Below are 16,739 nucleotides of genomic sequence, written 5' to 3'. Positions count from 1 at the left end.
CTGATCGATGGAAGCGGGACGGTTCATGATTGTGGGGACGGCACTCCACCGCGCTGTACGATCCGGCTCGGCGCTCGCCATCTTGACTACACGTTGGCTCTCAACCCGGAATTATCGATTGGGGAAGCCTACATGAACGGCCTACTGACTATCGAGGATGGAAGCCTTTTAGACGCTCTCGAAATCATCGCCAGAAACTATGACAATTTTGAACAGACGGCGTGGTTCTCGCTGTTGTCCCGCATCATGGGTCGGGTAAAGCAATATAACCCAATCACGCGCGCGCGTCGCAATGTCGCCCATCACTATGACCTATCGGGAGAGCTCTATAATCTCTTCCTCGACAAGGATCGCCAGTATTCCTGCGCCTATTTTGCATGCAAGAATGATGATCTCGAGACCGCGCAAGCGCGCAAGAAGCGCCATATCGCCTCAAAGCTGCTGCTCGATCGCCCAGACCTTAAAATACTCGATATCGGCTCCGGCTGGGGAGGCCTTGGTTTATATCTGGCCAAGGAGATCGGCGCTGACGTTACCGGCGTCACGCTCAGCGTCGAGCAGCACAAGGTATCAGAAGAGCGTGCGGCCGCTGCGGGCCTTGCTGGTCGGGCCCGCTTCCATCTGCGCGACTACCGGGAAGAGGGTGGTCAGTTTGATCGGATCGTGTCTGTCGGCATGTTCGAACATGTGGGAAAGAAGAATTATGACGAGTTCTTCAACAAACTCGGCGATTTGCTGACCGCCGACGGTGTCGCGCTCGTGCATTCGATCGGATATTCCGATACACCAGCACCGATCAATCCGTTCATTCGCAAGTACATCTTCCCGGGAGCGGATGTCCCGTCGCTTTCGGAGGTCTTCGCATCCGCGGAACGCTCCGGCCTCGTTGTCACCGATGTCGAAATCCTGCGTATGCATTACGCCGAAACTCTCCGCCATTGGAGGGAACGCTTCATGGCCAACCGTCAGCGCGTTGCGGCTCTTTATGACGAACGGTTTTGCCGCATGTGGGAATTCTATCTTGTTCTGTGCGAGATCGGGTTTCGTTTTCGTTCGATGATGGTGTTTCAGATTCAACTCGCCAAGCGGGCGGATGCAGTTCCATTTACCCGAGACTACATGATGAGTTGGGAGCAGGCTCATGATGCGTCCGCTACTTCGCGGTTCCGGGCGGCGGAATAATTGGCTCTAAAATCCGCCCTTGATTCCGGCTTTTTAGTCCGGGACTCCCTCTGAAGGGGCGGCTAGATCGCATGGCGCTAAGCTGCGGCAAAGCTGCCTCCATTCGACAGCATGTCGGCAATCGCATCTACGATGGCATGATCGCTGTAGGGCTTTGAGAATCGGCTTCCCTCGGGAAGGCTGCTGTCTTCGAGGATGGCCCTGCCGGAAGCAACAATCGACTGCACCCGACCCGCAACGCTCAAACATCGCCGAAATCACCTTGCCAAGCGGGCGCCATCCAGACACGACGCCACCGCGATCATGCATGTTGCGGACACGCTCTCATTCCATCGCGCAGAGAATGCTGCGCAGAAAAGTTACGCCTCATTCGATATAGATTGAGGTCGATCAAGGATGGTTCGGTCTCGATCATCTAAGCTTTTCTGAAAGTGAGATCGTCATGGCCGAGACGCAGCAAATATTGACCAACCCGACGCGGTACCTGTTCTTCACGGGCAAGGGCGGGGTCGGCAAGACGTCCCTAAGCTGTGCGAGCGCGATCACGCTCTGCGACGGCGGAAAGCAGGTGCTGCTGGTCAGCACTGACCCCGCCTCCAATCTGGACGAAATGCTGGCGACGCCGCTCCGGGATATCCCCACCCCAGTCCCATCCGTACCCGGCCTCTACGCCATGAACATCAATCCGGAAGCGGCCGCCGACGACTATCGCGAACGTGTATTGGCACAGATGGCAGCCAACACTTCCGAGAGCGAACGGAACACGGTTCGGGAACAGCTTTCCGGAGCCTGCACGACAGAGATTGCAGCGTTTGATGCCTTTGTCGGACTCCTTGCAGACGACATGTCGACGTTCGACCATATCATTTTCGACACCGCACCCACAGGTCACACATTACGGCTTCTCAGTCTCCCAAAGGCATGGACCGGTTTTCTTGAGGGTAATGACAGGGGCGCATCGTGCCTGGGTCCGCACTCGGGCCTGAAGATGCAGGAGGCGCGGTTCCGGAAGGCGCTTGCATGCCTGGGAGATGAGAAGCGCACCCGGATCGTCCTGGTCGCCCGTCCGGACTCGAGTGCTCTTCGCGAGGGCTCACGCACGTCGGGCGAACTGGCGGCCCTCGGGCTAAAGAATCAACTGCTCGCGATCAATGGGCGGTTTCGTGCGACTAAGCGCGATGATCCGATTGCAGTCGGAATTGAGCGATCACAGGATGTCGCGCTCTCGACGATGCCGGTTGAACTGTCCCGGCTGCCGAGCGACGAGTTTCCGATGCTTCCCTTCGACTTGGTTGGTCTTGATGCACTGAGGGCCTTGTTCGCACCTCAGTCGCAGGCGTCGACCATCCAGGAACCGGTGGCAGCCGCCCAGACCACCCTGCCGTCGCTTGCGAAATTGATTGACGAGATCGCCGGTGGCCGCAAAGGCCTGGTGATGGTGATGGGAAAGGGCGGCGTCGGAAAGACGACGGTCGCTGCGGCCCTTGCGATCGGCCTGGTCGAACGCGGCCATGCCGTGCATTTAACGACCACTGATCCGGCGGCTCACCTGTCGTTTGTCGTCGAGGGAAGTATGCCCGGTCTGACGGTTGACAGGATTGATCCGGCTGCCGAAACCAAACGTTACATCGAGAAAGTCATGTCCTCACGCGGACGCGATCTCGACGAGGAAGGCAAGGCGCTTCTCCGGGAAGATCTTGAATCTCCCTGCACGGAGGAAGTCGCTGTCTTCCACGCCTTCTCACGGATCGTAGCAGAGGCCCGCGACGCCTTTGTGGTCATCGACACCGCTCCGACGGGACACACGCTTCTCCTACTGGATGCGACGGGCGCCTATCATCGTCAAATGACGCGACAGATGGAGACGGTCGGCCCTGGCCGGATAGTCACGCCACTGATGCGCCTGCAGGACCCGGAATATACGCGCGTCATCCTCGTTTCCCTTCCTGAAACGACGCCGGTCTCCGAAGCGGCGATGCTGCAGGAAGATTTGCGCCGAGCGAAGATTGAGCCTTACGGTTGGGTGGTCAATAGGACCATGGCGGCGAGTGGCACGCATGACCCGCTTTTGCAGTCGCGCCTTGCGGGAGAACGGGTGCAGATCGACCGGATTACACGCAAATTGGCGAAACGAGCCTATATTCTGCCATTCCAGGCTGTTCCCCCGGTTGGCATCGACGCTTTGAAACAGCTGTCCGGGCGGGAGTGAGGCGACGAATGCCAAGCTCGACTTAGGAAGCCGCGTCGAACGATGGCGGTTCTCGTTACATCCCTTCCCGCGGCCGGCTGGAGGCGCTTGCGCCCTGAGGCTTTGCCTACCTTAGAGACAGATCTAATATGTCCGCAGTTGGCCGAGCTGGGACCACATCGTCAGATGTTTGGATGTCCACCCTCGCGCTTCCGCACCCCAACATCGGACTGTCCCCTCACGGCTCCAAACTTGCCATTCCGTCGACCAGCATCGGCTGCACCTTCATCTGGTCAGCGCCGATTCGCAAGAGGGATGCAAAATCCCTATGCCAATGTAGGAAATCAGCTGGCATGTGCGTCCGCTGCGAGGGCGTTGAAGAATTTCCGCGTGCGCACCACGCCGTATTCCTTGGCGGCACGGCTGAGGGCTGTGCGATTGCCTTGTAGGGCACGTTCTCTCACGCGGGCTAGCACCTGTTCGCGGCCTTCGGCCAGCTGGTCGAGATTGTTGACCAGATTGACCAGTAGCGGCAGTACCAGCGGACCGCCCAAAGGATAATCTCACCCTGAAAATGACGCCACTTGAAATCACCCATCAAAAGTCCCGCTGCAAATTGACAGCGCTCTTTCGGGCATCAGCGGAAATTTTGCAACAGAGCCAGTTGCCGCTGCCCACCTAGTATCTGTGCTCCTAGGGCCAGTGATAGATTTCGCTGACTCTAAGTAAAAGGCATGTACTCGTATTCTGCTACCCAAGCAGGTGATCCGTGTTTAGCATCCTCTGTGATGTTGGAGAACAATTTCTGCCTGTGATCTGGGCGTCGTGATATAAAATAAGCTGCCTCGTCTACGAGGCCAAGTATCGGCCCCTCATCGATATCGGTTGCCGTGATGTAGAGATGCAATCCAAACAGCAGACAAAAATACACAAAATACGAAAGGTTCATCCTAAGGTCGAGCGGGGTATTCGCGGCGAGAATTAGCGAAGCTCCTGACTTCGCGGCAACTCTTACAGGCTGACCTGCGATATCCTCCAGAATTAGCATCTGCTCATTCGTAATGACTGCGGAATCATCAAACGCTGCAACATATTGGTCGGCCATAGGCAACCATTCTAATGCTCGTTGAGAAAATGACAAAAGCACGTTTGCGTCTCGAGGAGCGACGGTACTTTGCCAAGCGTAATTGTCGGGTTGACGGAGGTATCCCATCTTGTGCCATGCGCCCAGTTCGAGCCCAATTTTCCGGAGTCTCCTCTGCGTTTCGACTTCGTCGATAGCATGTGATCGCATCATAGATATTTCACTCCAAACTTCTGCGCCGAGTCCTAGCTGGTGTATTTGTCCTCAATACGCTGGTGAACTGTACAAAAGAGTTCCGAAAAAAGCACCCGCCGGCGTAGAATACCTCATGTACGGAAATGGAGATCCGCCGCCCGAATTTCCAGGGTGAGCCTCGTCAGGCGATATCCCAGTTCCACTTTGATTGTAACGCTGCCAAGAGCTATTAGGTCCCTTTGCTTTCCAGTAGCCCTGCGAGCCCGGCGGTCCACCTTGCCCCTCTGGAGGCACCCATGTGCAAATATCCCGGCCACCCGAGGGTTGGGGAGGACCATAAAAGGATCCTGGCCTCTGTCCTGATCCAGCTGGCGTCCAAGGTCCTCCAGGTACTACGCCGTTAGGGTCCGGTATTGGCTCTAACCCAAGAGGATCAACTGTCCAGATTGGATCGGCGTCAGCATACGAGTACAGATTCGCTAGGGATGACAATGATTCTAGGGGATCCCGCGATATCCATCGCCCGGTGTCTGCGCCGTATCCTCGAAACCAGGTCAGACTCAGCTCGCTGTCGTGGCTACCCATCATGCGTGCAAATCCGAGATCGGTCAGAGCCGCTGTCTGCCCTAGTGCCACGCCCCATGCATCGTAGTCATAGGCAGAAGCTTTCGTCGCACTTTCAAACACTCGTCGTACGGACCCAATTTGATCAACGCCGTAAAAGAGGGACGGATTTGCGGCACCAACCTTGTATTCACCCTCATTCAAATAGGTCCGAGCTACGGCATAATTTCCATCACGTGCTTGGCAGAGCCCGTCGCCGCACCAAACATATTTTTGCTTAACTGCACTCCCACCACCAGCCGGCGTGTCGTCGATTTCATTGCGACGTCCAAGCCCGTCGTATACAAACTTGGTCTGCTTGCCAGGTTGGGCGGGATAGGCGATGCCGACCAACCGATTTTCCGCATCCCACGAATAGCTTCGGGAACCATCCGAGAGGAGATTTCCGTTGGCATCATAGCTATAGGCTTGGCCGGATACCTGTATGATCTCGTTGATATTGTTGAACGATACGATCTGCGCGGCTGGATTGGGTACTGCGACGCTTGTATCGCTATCTTGTGTGATACCGGTGATAAAATTCTCAGGCGATGTCTGGAACGTGAAGTTAGTATACCGACTAGTCGTGAGGCCGGTGTTGGCGATGCCAGACAGACGACGGTCGTGAGCGTTATCGAGGTAACTCCAGGTCGTTTTCAAACTGGAAGTTGCCGGCGACAATTGCCTGACAGCGATCTGTGGAGTTTGGCCAAGATAGCTAATCTGGAAGGCACCGAGGTCGCTGGAGTGATTGCTCACGCGGCCAATGGCATCGTATTGGAGCGTTTCCGCACCACTGCCGGAAATCTGCCGACTTGCCGGCCGCCCGAGAGCATCATATTCGTAAGCAATTGTATGTGAGCAGCTTGTTGAGCTCGTTGCCGTAAAGCACTCCAGGGCCAGTTGTTGGGCGCCGTCGACATAGGACGGGTTGTAGCCGTAAGTCGTCGTTCCCACACCGTCGGTCATCGAGGCCAAGCGAACGAAATAGGGATCATAGGCAAACGACACGTTCGGAGTCGGATTGATCGCGTTGAGATAGGTCAGGCTTATCCGATTATTGTCGATCGCATAGCCATATTGCTTTGTCTGTCCCAAGGCGTCGAGAACGCTCTTCAGTCGGCTGGTCGTGTTTTCGTAGGTGTTGGTAACGCGGCTGTTGTCGGCATAAGTCTTCGAGGTTTGCCGGTCCTGAACGTCGTAGGTCCAGGATGTTGTATTCCCTTTCCAATCGGTAAGAGAAACGAGGTTCCCCGCCGGATCGTAGCCGCGAGTTGTCGTCTGCCGAAGCGGATCGACAATGCCGATCAGGCGTCGATTGGCGTCGTACTGATATTGCCAGAGCCGCCCCTCGCGATCCTTGTAGGATACGAGGTCCAACCTCTGATAGGTGTAGCGCTGCGAAGTGCCGTCAGGATAAGTGATCTTGGTAACGCGATCGGCGGCGTCGTAATCGTAGGTGACGGTCCAGCCTTCGGAGTCGGTATAGGTACGTACGCGGGCAAAGCCGTCATAGGTATAGCTGGCAGCGGTGGCGTTGTTCGCATTAATGACGGACGACAGATTTGCATTCGTATCATACTGATAGGTCGTCTTCTCACCGAGCGCATTGGTGAACGAGGTCATCTGAGCAGCAGCGTTATATTCGATCGTGCTCGTGCGACCGGCAGCATCGGTATAGAAAATCGGCCGACGCTGTTTGTTGTAAATATATTGAGCAAGTGTCGATCGCGTCCCAAATTCGCTCGCCTGACTGACGGCGGCGAGGTTGATGCCATCCGTATAGGCATAGTAGGTGATCCGCCCGGATGGATCGGTCGCCTGGGTCAGGTTTCCATTACTGTCATAGGCGTAGGTGCTGATCTGGGACGTGCCGTCGTCCAACACGCGGCCGATGGCAGTCGGTCGGTTATAGGTTCCGCCATAGAGCGTGCCGGTCGATCCGGTCTGACCGGGATAAGTATACCAGACCCGATTTTCCAGCGGATTTTTCTCGCTCTCAATGGCGGTCCCTTTGATGGATGAACCCGGCATGTGCACAAAGTGACGAATCCTGGCCTTGTTATAGTCGCAGCCGCCCGTGTCGGTGCAACCGGCGGCAATGTAGGCGCTCTTGTCCCAATAAAAACTGTTGCGGTAGGTCAGATAGCCGTTCGTCAGCGGCAGCGGCATGCCGACTGGAACCGTGGCCGCCGGATCGCTGTCAGGAATCGGCGCCGGCTCCAGCCACTCCACCCGCTCCTTATTGCCGAGCGGATCTGTAACCTGCACGAAACGCGGCGGACTTGTCGTTCCAGGTGCCGTATAGCTGAAACGTGTCGTCCCATAGGGCGTCGTAAGGCTGCTGATCAGCGAATTGGCGTCATAGGTGAAGCTTGACGTTAGTCCGATGATATCGGTGATCGAGACGAGGCGTCCTTGGTCGTCATAGCCGAGCGTCGCACTGCGCCCGAACGGATCGGTGATCTTGCTGACGAGCAGCGGCCTGCCGGGGACATCGTAGCTGAAGGTCGTATCGCGCCCGACGGCATCGGTGATTGAAGTTAGCCGCTTTTGGCTGTCATAGTGCAACGTGGCCGCGTTGCCCTGAGGATCGATAACCTTGCTGAGAAATATCTTGCGCGGATAAGCAGTGCTGCCGTCGGCCTGCTCGTAAATCTCCATCCCACCATCGCGCAACTGTCGCCGATAGCTGACGGGCGATGGCGAGGCGAGCGACAAGATCGAGCCGTCAGTATCTTGCCCAGCGAAGGTTTTGCGGACGGGATCATAGCCGATATAGTAGAACGCTCCGCCTTCGCCCATGATACGAGACACGTTCGCGCCAGGATTGGTCGGATCGTCGATAATGTAGCTCGACCAGCTCAATGACCATTTCTGGCTGATGTTGAAATAGTCGAAATTGGCTGGCTGGCTGTCCTCACGTTGATTGTAGCTGATGCCAATCTTCATCGATGGACCGATCGGGGGGACATAGCCGACCGGCGTGTCCGACAGCGCCACGCTTACGCTGGACTCTTTGATACTCACGAAGCAAAGTGGGCATCCACCACCGCCTGCGCCGCCGCCTCCAACACCGCCGCCGCCGGTGCCTCCGCCTCCTGCACCACCTCCTCCAGCGCCGCCGCCACCACCACCAGCACCGCCGCCTCCCACAGAACCATCACCAGCGTCGCCCTTGCGCGTATTATTGGTCGGTCCCTTGCCCCGAACCACGGCGGCTTCAATCAGCGGGACTGCCTGCCAGCCTGCACTAGCAACCTCACTTGCGGGCACAAGGAAATAACCGCTGGCCTCCGCATTAAGCGCATCCGGCGTGACCCAGATATCGGCATTGGGAAAGACCGCATCCTGGACATGATAGCGGCCATTCGCCTTGCCGACGATCGCGGCGAAATGCCCCACCTTCCAGTGGACCACGGACGGAACGGGGACGCTCTCGTCGACGGATCTACGGATGAGGCGATAATCGAGCTTCGCCTGACCCGCCAGGCGGCCCAGCTCAGCAAGCGTCGTACCTTCCGTTCCGGCATTGTAGAATTGCAGGAAATTGAGCTTGTCCGCATTGACGCCCTGGCTCAGCAGAAGGGCGCGCAAAGCTAACGGTCCACAATTGAACAGATGCCGGGGATCCGTCTTGACCAGCGTCAGCATATCACGAGCGGATTGGATGGTCTCCGTCGCGGGGCCGGAAACCTTGCGCTGGCCGAGCTGGCCAAACAGGACCGCCAGATCGTCGCTGCGTCCCATACTGGCGTTCAGGCTCGCAAGCTCGCCCACAGCCCGATCGGTCAGTGCTCGCGCCTCTGGAGTGGAAGCGTCGCGACCCTCCGTCCAGGCATTCTGCCATGCATCGAGGGCGCGGGAGAAATAGCCGTCATGCAGGTAAGACAGACCGACATTGGTCCAAAGCGCCGTCGACCAACCGCTATGGGGATGCTTTGCCAGAAACGTCGTCAAGCTGGAGAGATCGGACGGATCCTGCCGATGAGCGAAGCCATCGACCGCGGCAGAAAGATCTTCGTCCTCGATCGCTACTGTCGCTTTTGTCCTGACCAGAGGTTCGGCAAAGCCGGCCATATTGGGGGCGGAAATTGTCACGGTCGTCGGCGGTGCAGCCGCGGCCGGCGCGGTGGACATCAATACGAGAAGTAATACCGCTGCTGTTCCGGATTTGAAGGCAGACATCATCGAGATCTCTCGTCAATTTTTGGAAAGGCATTGCGTCGAAGGTCGTCAGCCGACCTTCGTCACGGTTGCGTCCACAGGATGCATCCCCAGGATCCCGAACCCCAGATCGCGTCGGCGACCCCGTTAGTCCAGTTGGCGCCGCCCCAGTTGACCTGCCCCCAGATTGGTGGCGAGGCATCCTTGGTCGCGGTCTGCTGAGACGTCCGATTGCCGTTCGGGTCATAGCCGTAAACGATGCACTTCGAGCTGTCGTAGAAGCCTGTCGTCAGTCGGCCATTGGCATCGTAGCCCGCCTGGCTCGATTTGGTGTCTGCAAACACCGGAACGGCGCTCGCCAAAAGTACAATCGAAACAATTATCTGGAAGCCGAGCCTTGCAATCATCGAGGCATCCCTTTGGAAATTTGTTTACTGTTGCACGATCTACATCTTGTGCGTTTATCTTTTGATAGATAGCTTTCGCATGAATTGCAGCGCATTTCGGGTTAATCCCCAGCCGTCTGCGATGGCGTTCAGCGAAGCCCCCAGCGCATAAATAGACTTCTCATACAATAATCAGAAATACAATCCCGTAAAAACCGGGAATCGAAGCATTGCTTTCAGTTTAAATCTGAAAAACTTATGTTTTTCGGAGCTCTATATTTATAGATATCTAGGTGTAATTAAAGATATTCACATTTTCATACGATTTATATTTTAACGATTGACGGAAATACCTTCATTGTGCACATAAGACGCACCTCGATTTGCAAAAAAACATTGCTTTTACCAGCTCCCACGAGGACGACCGATGCGATCGAAAAGCAACCTTTCTGCGTATTTATTTCCCTGTGCACTTCTCTTACTGGTGTCGTCGCCGGCGATGGCCGCTTGCACGGTGCCCAATGTCCTGTCCAATGGTCAAACGGCCGATGCGACACAGGTCATGCAGAATTTTTCGGCCGTCGCAGGCTGCGCAGACGCGACGGCGCCGTCAGGCGGTCAAAACTCTGTCCAGTTCGAGACATCGAGCGGCAGCCTTAGCGGTGTTGCTCTGTCCTCTGGACAGGTTGTCCTCGGAACGACTGGCAGTGCGCCGCAAGCAAAAACCCTGACCGCAGGGCCAGGCATCGCCATCATGAATGCCCCCGGAAGCATTTCGATCTCAGCAACGAGCAGCGGCTCAGCAAATGCCGTCGATTGGCTGAACGAGGCAGCGGTCATCAGACCGATCGCCACGAATTTTTCCCTGGTGACATCGACGACGGCGCCTGCCGGTGCCTCCCTTGTGCCAACTGTTCGCGGCATGGCGCTCACGACCACATCGGTCGCTGACGACACCGCAGTCATGGCCGAAACGACTACCCCAAGCGGTTCTTGGCAGGCTACCATGCTAGCGGTCTATTCCGGGCCGCTTGCGCCGGCCAGCTTCCCAGCCATTGCCGTCCGTGACTCGATCAGCCATCGTGCCGTGGAGTTTGGTATTGGCAGCTCTGGAACGACGTCTTATCAGGCGGCATACGTCAGGACCGTTGGAGGGCTTGGCCTTGACACCATCCTCGGGCAGACGGCGGCGGCCGACATAGGCTTGCCACCGCCGTCACAGCCCATTTGGTCTCGAGTCACCTATGATGGCACAAACCTTTCCTGGTCGTTCTCGCGGGATGGGGAAGTCTTCTCCACCGTGCTCACGGTCCTTGCCGCCGACAACCTATCCAATGTCGATCGTGTAGGGCCGGTCGCTTTCTTTCAGCAGCCAACGCATCCGACATGGCCCTCGGCCTATCACATCCTTTCGTGGCAGCTCGCCAGTCTGTGACACGATTTTCGCTATTCCAGCATTGAGGTCTCTCATGCCCAGAGCTTCGTTCCTCACGCCGATCCTTGCCGCAGCCTTCATGACGGCTGCCGGTACTGCCTTTGCGCAGTGCACTCTGCCCAACCAGCTTCAAAGCGGTGATGTGGCGGATGCTTCAAAGGTCGCAGCAAACTTCACCGCTCTCGCCAATTGTGCGGACGATCAAACGCCGAGCGGCAGCGCAAATTCCATCATATACAATTCAGGAAGCGGATCGCTCGCGGGCGCTACACCGCTTGCGGACGGTCAGGTTCTCATCGGTTCGACAGGCAATCCTCCACAAGCCGGTGCTCTTTCAGCAGGATCCGGCATTGCTATCACCGGGGGTCCGGCATCGATCACGATTTCGGCGACCGGAAGCGGAACAGGCGCCGCGGTCGATTGGCTCAATAAGGCCGCCGTGGTTAAGCCCGTGCCATCCGCGTTCACCATGCGCACGAGCACGACCGCACCAACTGGTGCGGCGCTATCGGCGACCACGCGAGGGATGCTGCTATCTGTTACGTCCAGTGCCGATAGCCGTGTTGTGATGGCCGAGACCGCGCTTCCGACCGGGAACTGGCAGGCGACCATGCTCGGTGTTTATAGCGGTCCGCTTTCCAACTACGTCCAGCCTTCCATTACCGTTCGCGATTCCACGTCCAACCGCGCAGTATCGTTTTCGCAAGGTGGTAACGGCGCCAGCACTTATAGATTTGACTATATCAAGACGTCCGGCGGCGTGGGCCTCGACGCCAATGCCGGTGATTCATCGTTTCAGGATACTGGTTTCTCCTCACCCAGCGAGCCGATATGGTCGCGGCTGACCTATAACGGCACGACCCTTGTCTGGTCGTTTTCGCGCGATGGCGAGAACTTTACGAATGCATATTCAGTATCCGCGACCGATTGGCTGAGCCAGCTGAGCACGATCGGCCCTGCTGTCCTCTTTTACCAGCCAAGTCACCCGACCTGGAACAGCGGATACCATATTCTGTCCTGGAACCTCGCCTCGCTCTGATCACCACGAAAGCCGGAGTCCTGTCATGGATAAGAAGCGTTATCTGATATCACTCGCTTTCCTCCTCGGTATGGTCGACGCGGCAGCGGCCGCATGCACCGTCCCCAGTCAGATCGTCAATGGCGGTGTGGTCGATAGCACCCCGGTCATGGGCGACTTCAATGCCGTTGCGACATGTCTCAGCGGAACCGCTCCGGCGGGCACGCAAAACAGTATCCAGCTCGATAATGGCAGCGGCGGATTTAGTGCCGTGGGTCCCTTAACCGACGGGCAATTGCTGATCGGCTCGACAGGAGCGTCACCGAACGCGACAACCTTGACCGCCGGCACCGGTATCGCCATCGCGAACTCTCCGGGCAGCATATCGATTGCTACGACCGGCGTTCTGGGTGGTGGGGGCGCCGATTGGTTGAACGGGACTGCCGTTGTCAAGCCGACCGCTGCGAGCTTTGTGTTGCAGACATCCACAACGCCGCCGACAGGTGCTGCGATCACGAGTTCCAGTCGAGGAGTCGTCTTATCAACGTCGGCTGCTGTTAACGGCACGGCGATGATGGCTGAAATGAATGTCCCCTCCGGCCATTGGCAGGCGACCATGCTGGGGGTCTACACCGGCGGCCTTTCCGACTACTCCATGCCCTCAATCGCGGTGCGAGACGCCGTCAACAACAAGGCAATCGAGTTTGGGGTCAGCGCCAATGGCGCAGGGGACTATCGTTTCGACTATTTTATCACATCGGGTGGCATCGGCCTTAACGGTCGGGTCAATGACACAATGAGCCAGGATGTTGGCTTCCCTCAACCAGCACAGGCCATATGGCAGCGATTGACCTACGATGGCACCAATCTGATTTGGTCGTTCTCACGCGACGGCGAATTCTTCATCCCCGCCTACTCGGTTTCGGCAACCGCTGACCTGACCAATCTGAGCAAGATAGGACCAGCTGTCATATTCCCACCGAACATCAGGCAAACATGGCCGGCGGCGTTCCAGGTGCTCTCTTGGAAAGTCGTAAGTCTTTAAAGCCAGAAGGAGACATTGGACATGAGTCTTGGCCGTGGCATCATCATATTTCTGGGCGCTGTCGCATTCGCCGGAACTGCATTCGCTCAATGCACCGTTCCCTATCAGTTGAACAATGGTCAGGTCGCCGACGCAACGCAGGTTATGGGCGACGTCAACGCACTTGCAAACTGTATCGAGGATGCGGCGCCAGCGGGTTCTCAAAATACGGTGCAGGTGAACGCCGGTAATGGTGGGTTTGCAGCGGTTGGTCCATTGACCAACGGACAGCTGCTTATCGGTTCGACGGGAAACGCCCCACAAGCTGCAACCTTGACAGCCGGTCCAGGTGTTACGATTACAAATAGCGCAGGCGCTGTTACGCTGTCGTCATCCGGTGCACCTGGCGGTACACCCGGCGCGATTCAGTTCAACAGGGCGGGAAGCTTCGGTGGAGTTCTCTTGACCGACGGCATGATCGTTGTTGGCTCCGGGGCCACATTCAGCTCGACGGCAAAGTCGGCAAACGTGCAGCTCAGCAACAGCAATCTGACAGCCACATCGACAAACGCGTCCTATGCTGCGGTGCTTGCGTCGAATTCCCAATCGAGCGGCAAATATTACTTCGAATTTCAGAACGTCACAATTACAGACGCCAATAGTGGCGTCGGTGTCGCCACGGCGACTGTCGATTTCAACAACTACCTCGGCAAGAATACTCAAGGCATCGCCGTCGAGCCGAACGGACAGGTTTGGTTCAATGCTGTCCAGATTGGAACGATTGCCTCCGTTCCCACCGGCAGTACGGTTGGCATCGCGGTCGACATCACCAGCCGTTTGATCTGGTTCAGAACCGGATCGAGCAACTGGAACAATTCGGCCAGCGCGAACCCAGTAACCGGCGTTGGCGGGTTCTCGATAAGCACGTTTTCAAGTGCAACCATATTTCCGGCCGTCATCTGGCGCGAGAACGCGGGAGCTGCGAACGTCGCCATGACCGCCTCGTCCTGGTTGACGGTGCCACCTAGCGGGTTCAGCCCCTGGGCCCAGGAATCAACTCCCACTGCCGTAAAGGTCACTGGTGCTGCGACTTTGTCCAGTAGTGGTGTCCTGACCTCCAACGCGAATGCTTCTCAGTCGGTACCAACAAATCCGGCCGGCACGACAAGTGTCGGAACACAAGTGATGCAAGGCCTCGCCGGCACGATAACACCGAATGCTTCAGGAAGAGTGCTCTTCATGGCGTCCGGCGATGGGTTCAACACGAATGCGGTGGGACAGGGCTTTGTCGTGCAGCTTCGCTACGGGCCAGGAGCGGCGCCCGCAAACGGCGTGTCCGCCACCGGTACCGCTCTCGGCGGAGCTGTGAACGGGATAACGGCAATTGTGTCATCGCCACAACAAATCCCGTTTGCGCTTCAGGCAATGGTCCCAAAGCTCACTGTCGGTACATCTTATTGGTTCGATCTTGGTCTGGCAGCCATAGGCGGCGGAACGGCAACCATCGAGAATATAAGTCTCACCGCTACCGAGATGTGAGGCTCCCGTTGACGTTGGTGCGCGGATCGTTAATCGCGGTGGGTTAGGTGCGGTGGCCAGCTCAATAACCGGTCTCCGCCACGATGCCTTTCAAGCACAACGCCTCCCGCCGCCATCGTATTGGCAAGATGAAGTTCCAGGTCACGAACTGGGCGGAGTATGAGGCTGGTCTTCGCCGACGTGGCAGCCTGATGCTTTGGATGACGCCGGAGGCGCTGTCGTCCTGGCAGGCGCCGAAGCGGACAACGCGCGGTGGACAGCCGCGTTATTCCGATCTGGCGATTGAAACTGCCCTGACGCTGGGACTGGTGTTCGGCCTGCGGCTGCGCCAGACGGAGGGCTTTTTGACTTCGGTGCTGACCCTGATGGGACTGGATCTCGCCGTTCCCGATCATACGACCCGGAGCCGTCGGGCAAGCAAACGACGATTGCCGGACGGGCGGCGACAGCACCAAGCTCGGGGAAAGGGACATGTCCACGTCCTCATCGACAGCACAGGGTTGGAAATCTACGGTGCGGGCAAATGGCTGGAGGAGAAACACGGTGCCAAATCACGTCGGAACTGGCGAAAATTGCACCTGGCTCTGGATGCCGGCAGCGGCGACATCATCGCCCACGTCATGACCGACCAAGATGCCGGCGACGCCTCGCAGGTGGAGGCGCTGCTTGACCAGATCGATGCGCCGACCGGACAGTTCACGGCCGACGGCGCCTATGACGGCAGTCCAACTTATGACGCCGTGACCTGGCATAGTGCCGGTGCTATGGTGGTCATTCCGCCACGCGCAAACGCGGTGAAAGGGCCAGATGCCGATCCCTTGAGCCAACGAGACCGCCACATCGCGGCGATCAACACCGATGGCCGGATGAAGTGGCAGGCTGCGACCGGCTACGGGAAACGATCTCTGGTCGAGACCGCAATCGGTCGCTACAAATCGATCATCGGATACAGGTTGCGGGCGCGCTCATTCGGAGCGCAGCAGACGGAAGTCTCCATAGGCTGTGCCGTCCTCAATCGAATGCTGGCATGCGCACGCCCGAAATCCGTCCGCTGCAAAACCGTCACCGCGTAGCGAGAGCATCAAAGACAGAAATCCGTTCTTTCAGCGACCGATGCACCAACGCTTGCGCGAGGTCATTGACGATGACCCAATGGCCAGTGATCATCGTAGCATCGCACGGGGATTCGCCAAGATGGATTCTGATCAGCGCAGCATAATCGCAACTAACGTTACTGGCCCACGCCCCAAACTTCACAACTGGCTGATTGAGCAGCGCGAGTACGACCGGCAGGAGCAGAGGCGCGGGCGACGCCATGCGTATGAATCTGTCGATCCGCGCCGAACGGCTCTAATCGTGATCGATATGGTTCCGTTTTTCGTCGAGGAAAGCGGCTACTGCAGAGGGATACTGCCCAACATCATTCGCCTTGGGGACGTGCTTCGCACCACAGGCGGTACTGTAGCGTGGGTTGTTCCGGGCGCTGATCAACCTCACCCGGACCTTACACGGGAATTCTTCGGCGAAGAGGTAGCGGAAGTTTTCAGAACGTCAGGCGGGGCTGGCCCGATATCGGAGAGAGTGTGGGCTGGCTTATCTCCGCAGACAGAAGACGTGTATTTCGAGAAGTCCGCCTATAGCGCGTTTTTCCCGGGCTCTTCAGACTTGCCCGCTGTTCTTCGCGCTCGCGGAATTGACACGGTCTTCATCACCGGAACGTTGACGAACATCTGCTGTGAGTCCTCGGCCCGAGATGCTTATGCCAGCGGCTTCCGGGTAATCTTCATAGCTGACGGGACGGCTGCCAGGCGCGATCAGGATCACAACGCGGCACTCCACAATATCTATCGGAGCTTTGGCGATGTGCGGCCGACAAACGAAGCTCTCAGCCTCTTGTCCACTTCGACGGCTGCATAGG

12 protein-coding genes and 2 pseudogenes are annotated in these 16,739 nt (G+C 57.3%); 8 read left to right on the top strand and 6 right to left on the bottom strand.

Annotated elements, in window-relative coordinates; all coding sequences use genetic code 11:
• Positions 1-132 precede the first annotated feature (132 nt).
• Entirely contained in the window at positions 133-1,182 is a 1,050-nt protein-coding gene (locus AB8B29_RS33100; protein WP_234904056.1) for a class I SAM-dependent methyltransferase, read from the top strand.
• A 77-nt stretch (positions 1,183-1,259) separates the two neighbouring features.
• On the opposite strand, the pseudogene AB8B29_RS33095 reads toward AB8B29_RS33100, so the two are convergent.
• Positions 1,260-1,409 (bottom strand): annotated as a pseudogene (locus AB8B29_RS33095) (response regulator); the annotation flags it as partial.
• A gap of 215 nt (positions 1,410-1,624) precedes the next feature.
• On the opposite strand from AB8B29_RS33095, the gene arsA reads away from it, so the two are divergent.
• The gene (gene arsA / locus AB8B29_RS33090) at positions 1,625-3,391 is read left to right on the top strand and encodes an arsenical pump-driving ATPase (RefSeq protein WP_113119387.1); all 1,767 of its coding nucleotides are present in this window, start codon (positions 1,625-1,627) and stop codon (positions 3,389-3,391) included.
• 323 nt (positions 3,392-3,714) lie between these two features.
• Here the strand turns inward: arsA and AB8B29_RS33085 are convergent, their stop codons facing one another.
• From AB8B29_RS33085 to AB8B29_RS33065, 5 genes and pseudogenes are all read right to left on the bottom strand, one after another.
• On the bottom strand, positions 3,715-3,924 hold the full coding sequence (locus AB8B29_RS33085; protein ID WP_234904059.1) for a hypothetical protein: 210 nt from the start codon (positions 3,922-3,924) through the stop codon (positions 3,715-3,717).
• Positions 3,897-3,968, bottom strand: a pseudogene (locus AB8B29_RS33080) (IS6 family transposase); the annotation flags it as partial. The gene AB8B29_RS33085 and the pseudogene AB8B29_RS33080, both read right to left, overlap by 28 nt.
• 123 nt (positions 3,969-4,091) lie before the next feature.
• Positions 4,092-4,475 (bottom strand): hypothetical protein, encoded by a 384-nt coding sequence (locus AB8B29_RS33075; protein ID WP_162740656.1) that lies wholly within the window; start codon positions 4,473-4,475, stop codon positions 4,092-4,094.
• Between the two features lie 243 nt (positions 4,476-4,718).
• A complete protein-coding gene (locus AB8B29_RS33070) occupies positions 4,719-9,443 on the bottom strand; it encodes an RHS repeat-associated core domain-containing protein (protein ID WP_439007019.1) in 4,725 nt (1,574 codons plus the stop codon).
• A gap of 59 nt (positions 9,444-9,502) precedes the next feature.
• Entirely contained in the window at positions 9,503-9,826 is a 324-nt protein-coding gene (locus AB8B29_RS33065; protein WP_113119389.1) for an RHS repeat domain-containing protein, read from the bottom strand.
• Positions 9,827-10,367: 541 nt separating this feature from the next.
• On the opposite strand from AB8B29_RS33065, the gene AB8B29_RS33060 reads away from it, so the two are divergent.
• The 6 genes from AB8B29_RS33060 (at position 10,368) to AB8B29_RS33035 (ending at position 16,738) form a co-directional block, all read left to right on the top strand.
• Positions 10,368-11,240: a hypothetical protein gene (locus tag AB8B29_RS33060; RefSeq protein ID WP_439007018.1), complete on the top strand. Its 873-nt coding sequence runs from the start codon at positions 10,368-10,370 to the stop codon at positions 11,238-11,240.
• A 34-nt stretch (positions 11,241-11,274) separates the two neighbouring features.
• Positions 11,275-12,279 (top strand): hypothetical protein, encoded by a 1,005-nt coding sequence (locus AB8B29_RS33055; RefSeq protein ID WP_439007017.1) that lies wholly within the window; start codon positions 11,275-11,277, stop codon positions 12,277-12,279.
• A gap of 25 nt (positions 12,280-12,304) precedes the next feature.
• The gene (locus tag AB8B29_RS33050; RefSeq protein ID WP_113119391.1) at positions 12,305-13,303 is read left to right on the top strand and encodes a hypothetical protein; all 999 of its coding nucleotides are present in this window, start codon (positions 12,305-12,307) and stop codon (positions 13,301-13,303) included.
• A gap of 144 nt (positions 13,304-13,447) precedes the next feature.
• The gene (locus AB8B29_RS33045; RefSeq protein ID WP_439007016.1) at positions 13,448-14,821 is read left to right on the top strand and encodes an SPRY domain-containing protein; all 1,374 of its coding nucleotides are present in this window, start codon (positions 13,448-13,450) and stop codon (positions 14,819-14,821) included.
• An 83-nt stretch (positions 14,822-14,904) separates the two neighbouring features.
• On the top strand, positions 14,905-15,894 hold the full coding sequence (locus AB8B29_RS33040) for an IS5 family transposase (protein ID WP_439007015.1): 990 nt from the start codon (positions 14,905-14,907) through the stop codon (positions 15,892-15,894).
• Between the two features lie 79 nt (positions 15,895-15,973).
• On the top strand, positions 15,974-16,738 hold the full coding sequence (locus AB8B29_RS33035; RefSeq protein WP_439007014.1) for an isochorismatase family protein: 765 nt from the start codon (positions 15,974-15,976) through the stop codon (positions 16,736-16,738).
• Position 16,739: the final 1 nt, after the last annotated feature.

It is taken from the genome of Rhizobium sp. 11_C7_N12_5 (assembly GCF_051811145.1).
Classification (GTDB): domain Bacteria; phylum Pseudomonadota; class Alphaproteobacteria; order Rhizobiales; family Rhizobiaceae; genus Rhizobium; species Rhizobium lusitanum.
Note: the sequence above shows the minus strand (reverse complement) of the source record. Positions and strands in the feature narration are given on the sequence as shown.

Bases quoted from the DNA above. Each gene is read 5' to 3' on its own strand.
- arsA (WP_113119387.1), top strand. From the start codon at position 1,625: ATGGCCGAGACGCAGCAAATATTGACCAACCCGACGCGGTACCTGTTC.
- AB8B29_RS33075 (WP_162740656.1), bottom strand. From the start codon at position 4,475: ATGGCCGACCAATATGTTGCAGCGTTTGATGATTCCGCAGTCATTACG.
- AB8B29_RS33040 (WP_439007015.1), top strand. From the start codon at position 14,905: ATGCCTTTCAAGCACAACGCCTCCCGCCGCCATCGTATTGGCAAGATG.
- AB8B29_RS33055 (WP_439007017.1), top strand. From the start codon at position 11,275: ATGCCCAGAGCTTCGTTCCTCACGCCGATCCTTGCCGCAGCCTTCATG.
- AB8B29_RS33045 (WP_439007016.1), top strand. From the start codon at position 13,448: ATGGGCGACGTCAACGCACTTGCAAACTGTATCGAGGATGCGGCGCCA.
- AB8B29_RS33065 (WP_113119389.1), bottom strand. From the start codon at position 9,826: ATGATTGCAAGGCTCGGCTTCCAGATAATTGTTTCGATTGTACTTTTG.
- AB8B29_RS33070 (WP_439007019.1), bottom strand. From the start codon at position 9,443: ATGATGTCTGCCTTCAAATCCGGAACAGCAGCGGTATTACTTCTCGTA.
- AB8B29_RS33060 (WP_439007018.1), top strand. From the start codon at position 10,368: ATGCAGAATTTTTCGGCCGTCGCAGGCTGCGCAGACGCGACGGCGCCG.
- AB8B29_RS33100 (WP_234904056.1), top strand. From the start codon at position 133: ATGAACGGCCTACTGACTATCGAGGATGGAAGCCTTTTAGACGCTCTC.
- AB8B29_RS33050 (WP_113119391.1), top strand. From the start codon at position 12,305: ATGGATAAGAAGCGTTATCTGATATCACTCGCTTTCCTCCTCGGTATG.
- AB8B29_RS33035 (WP_439007014.1), top strand. From the start codon at position 15,974: ATGGCCAGTGATCATCGTAGCATCGCACGGGGATTCGCCAAGATGGAT.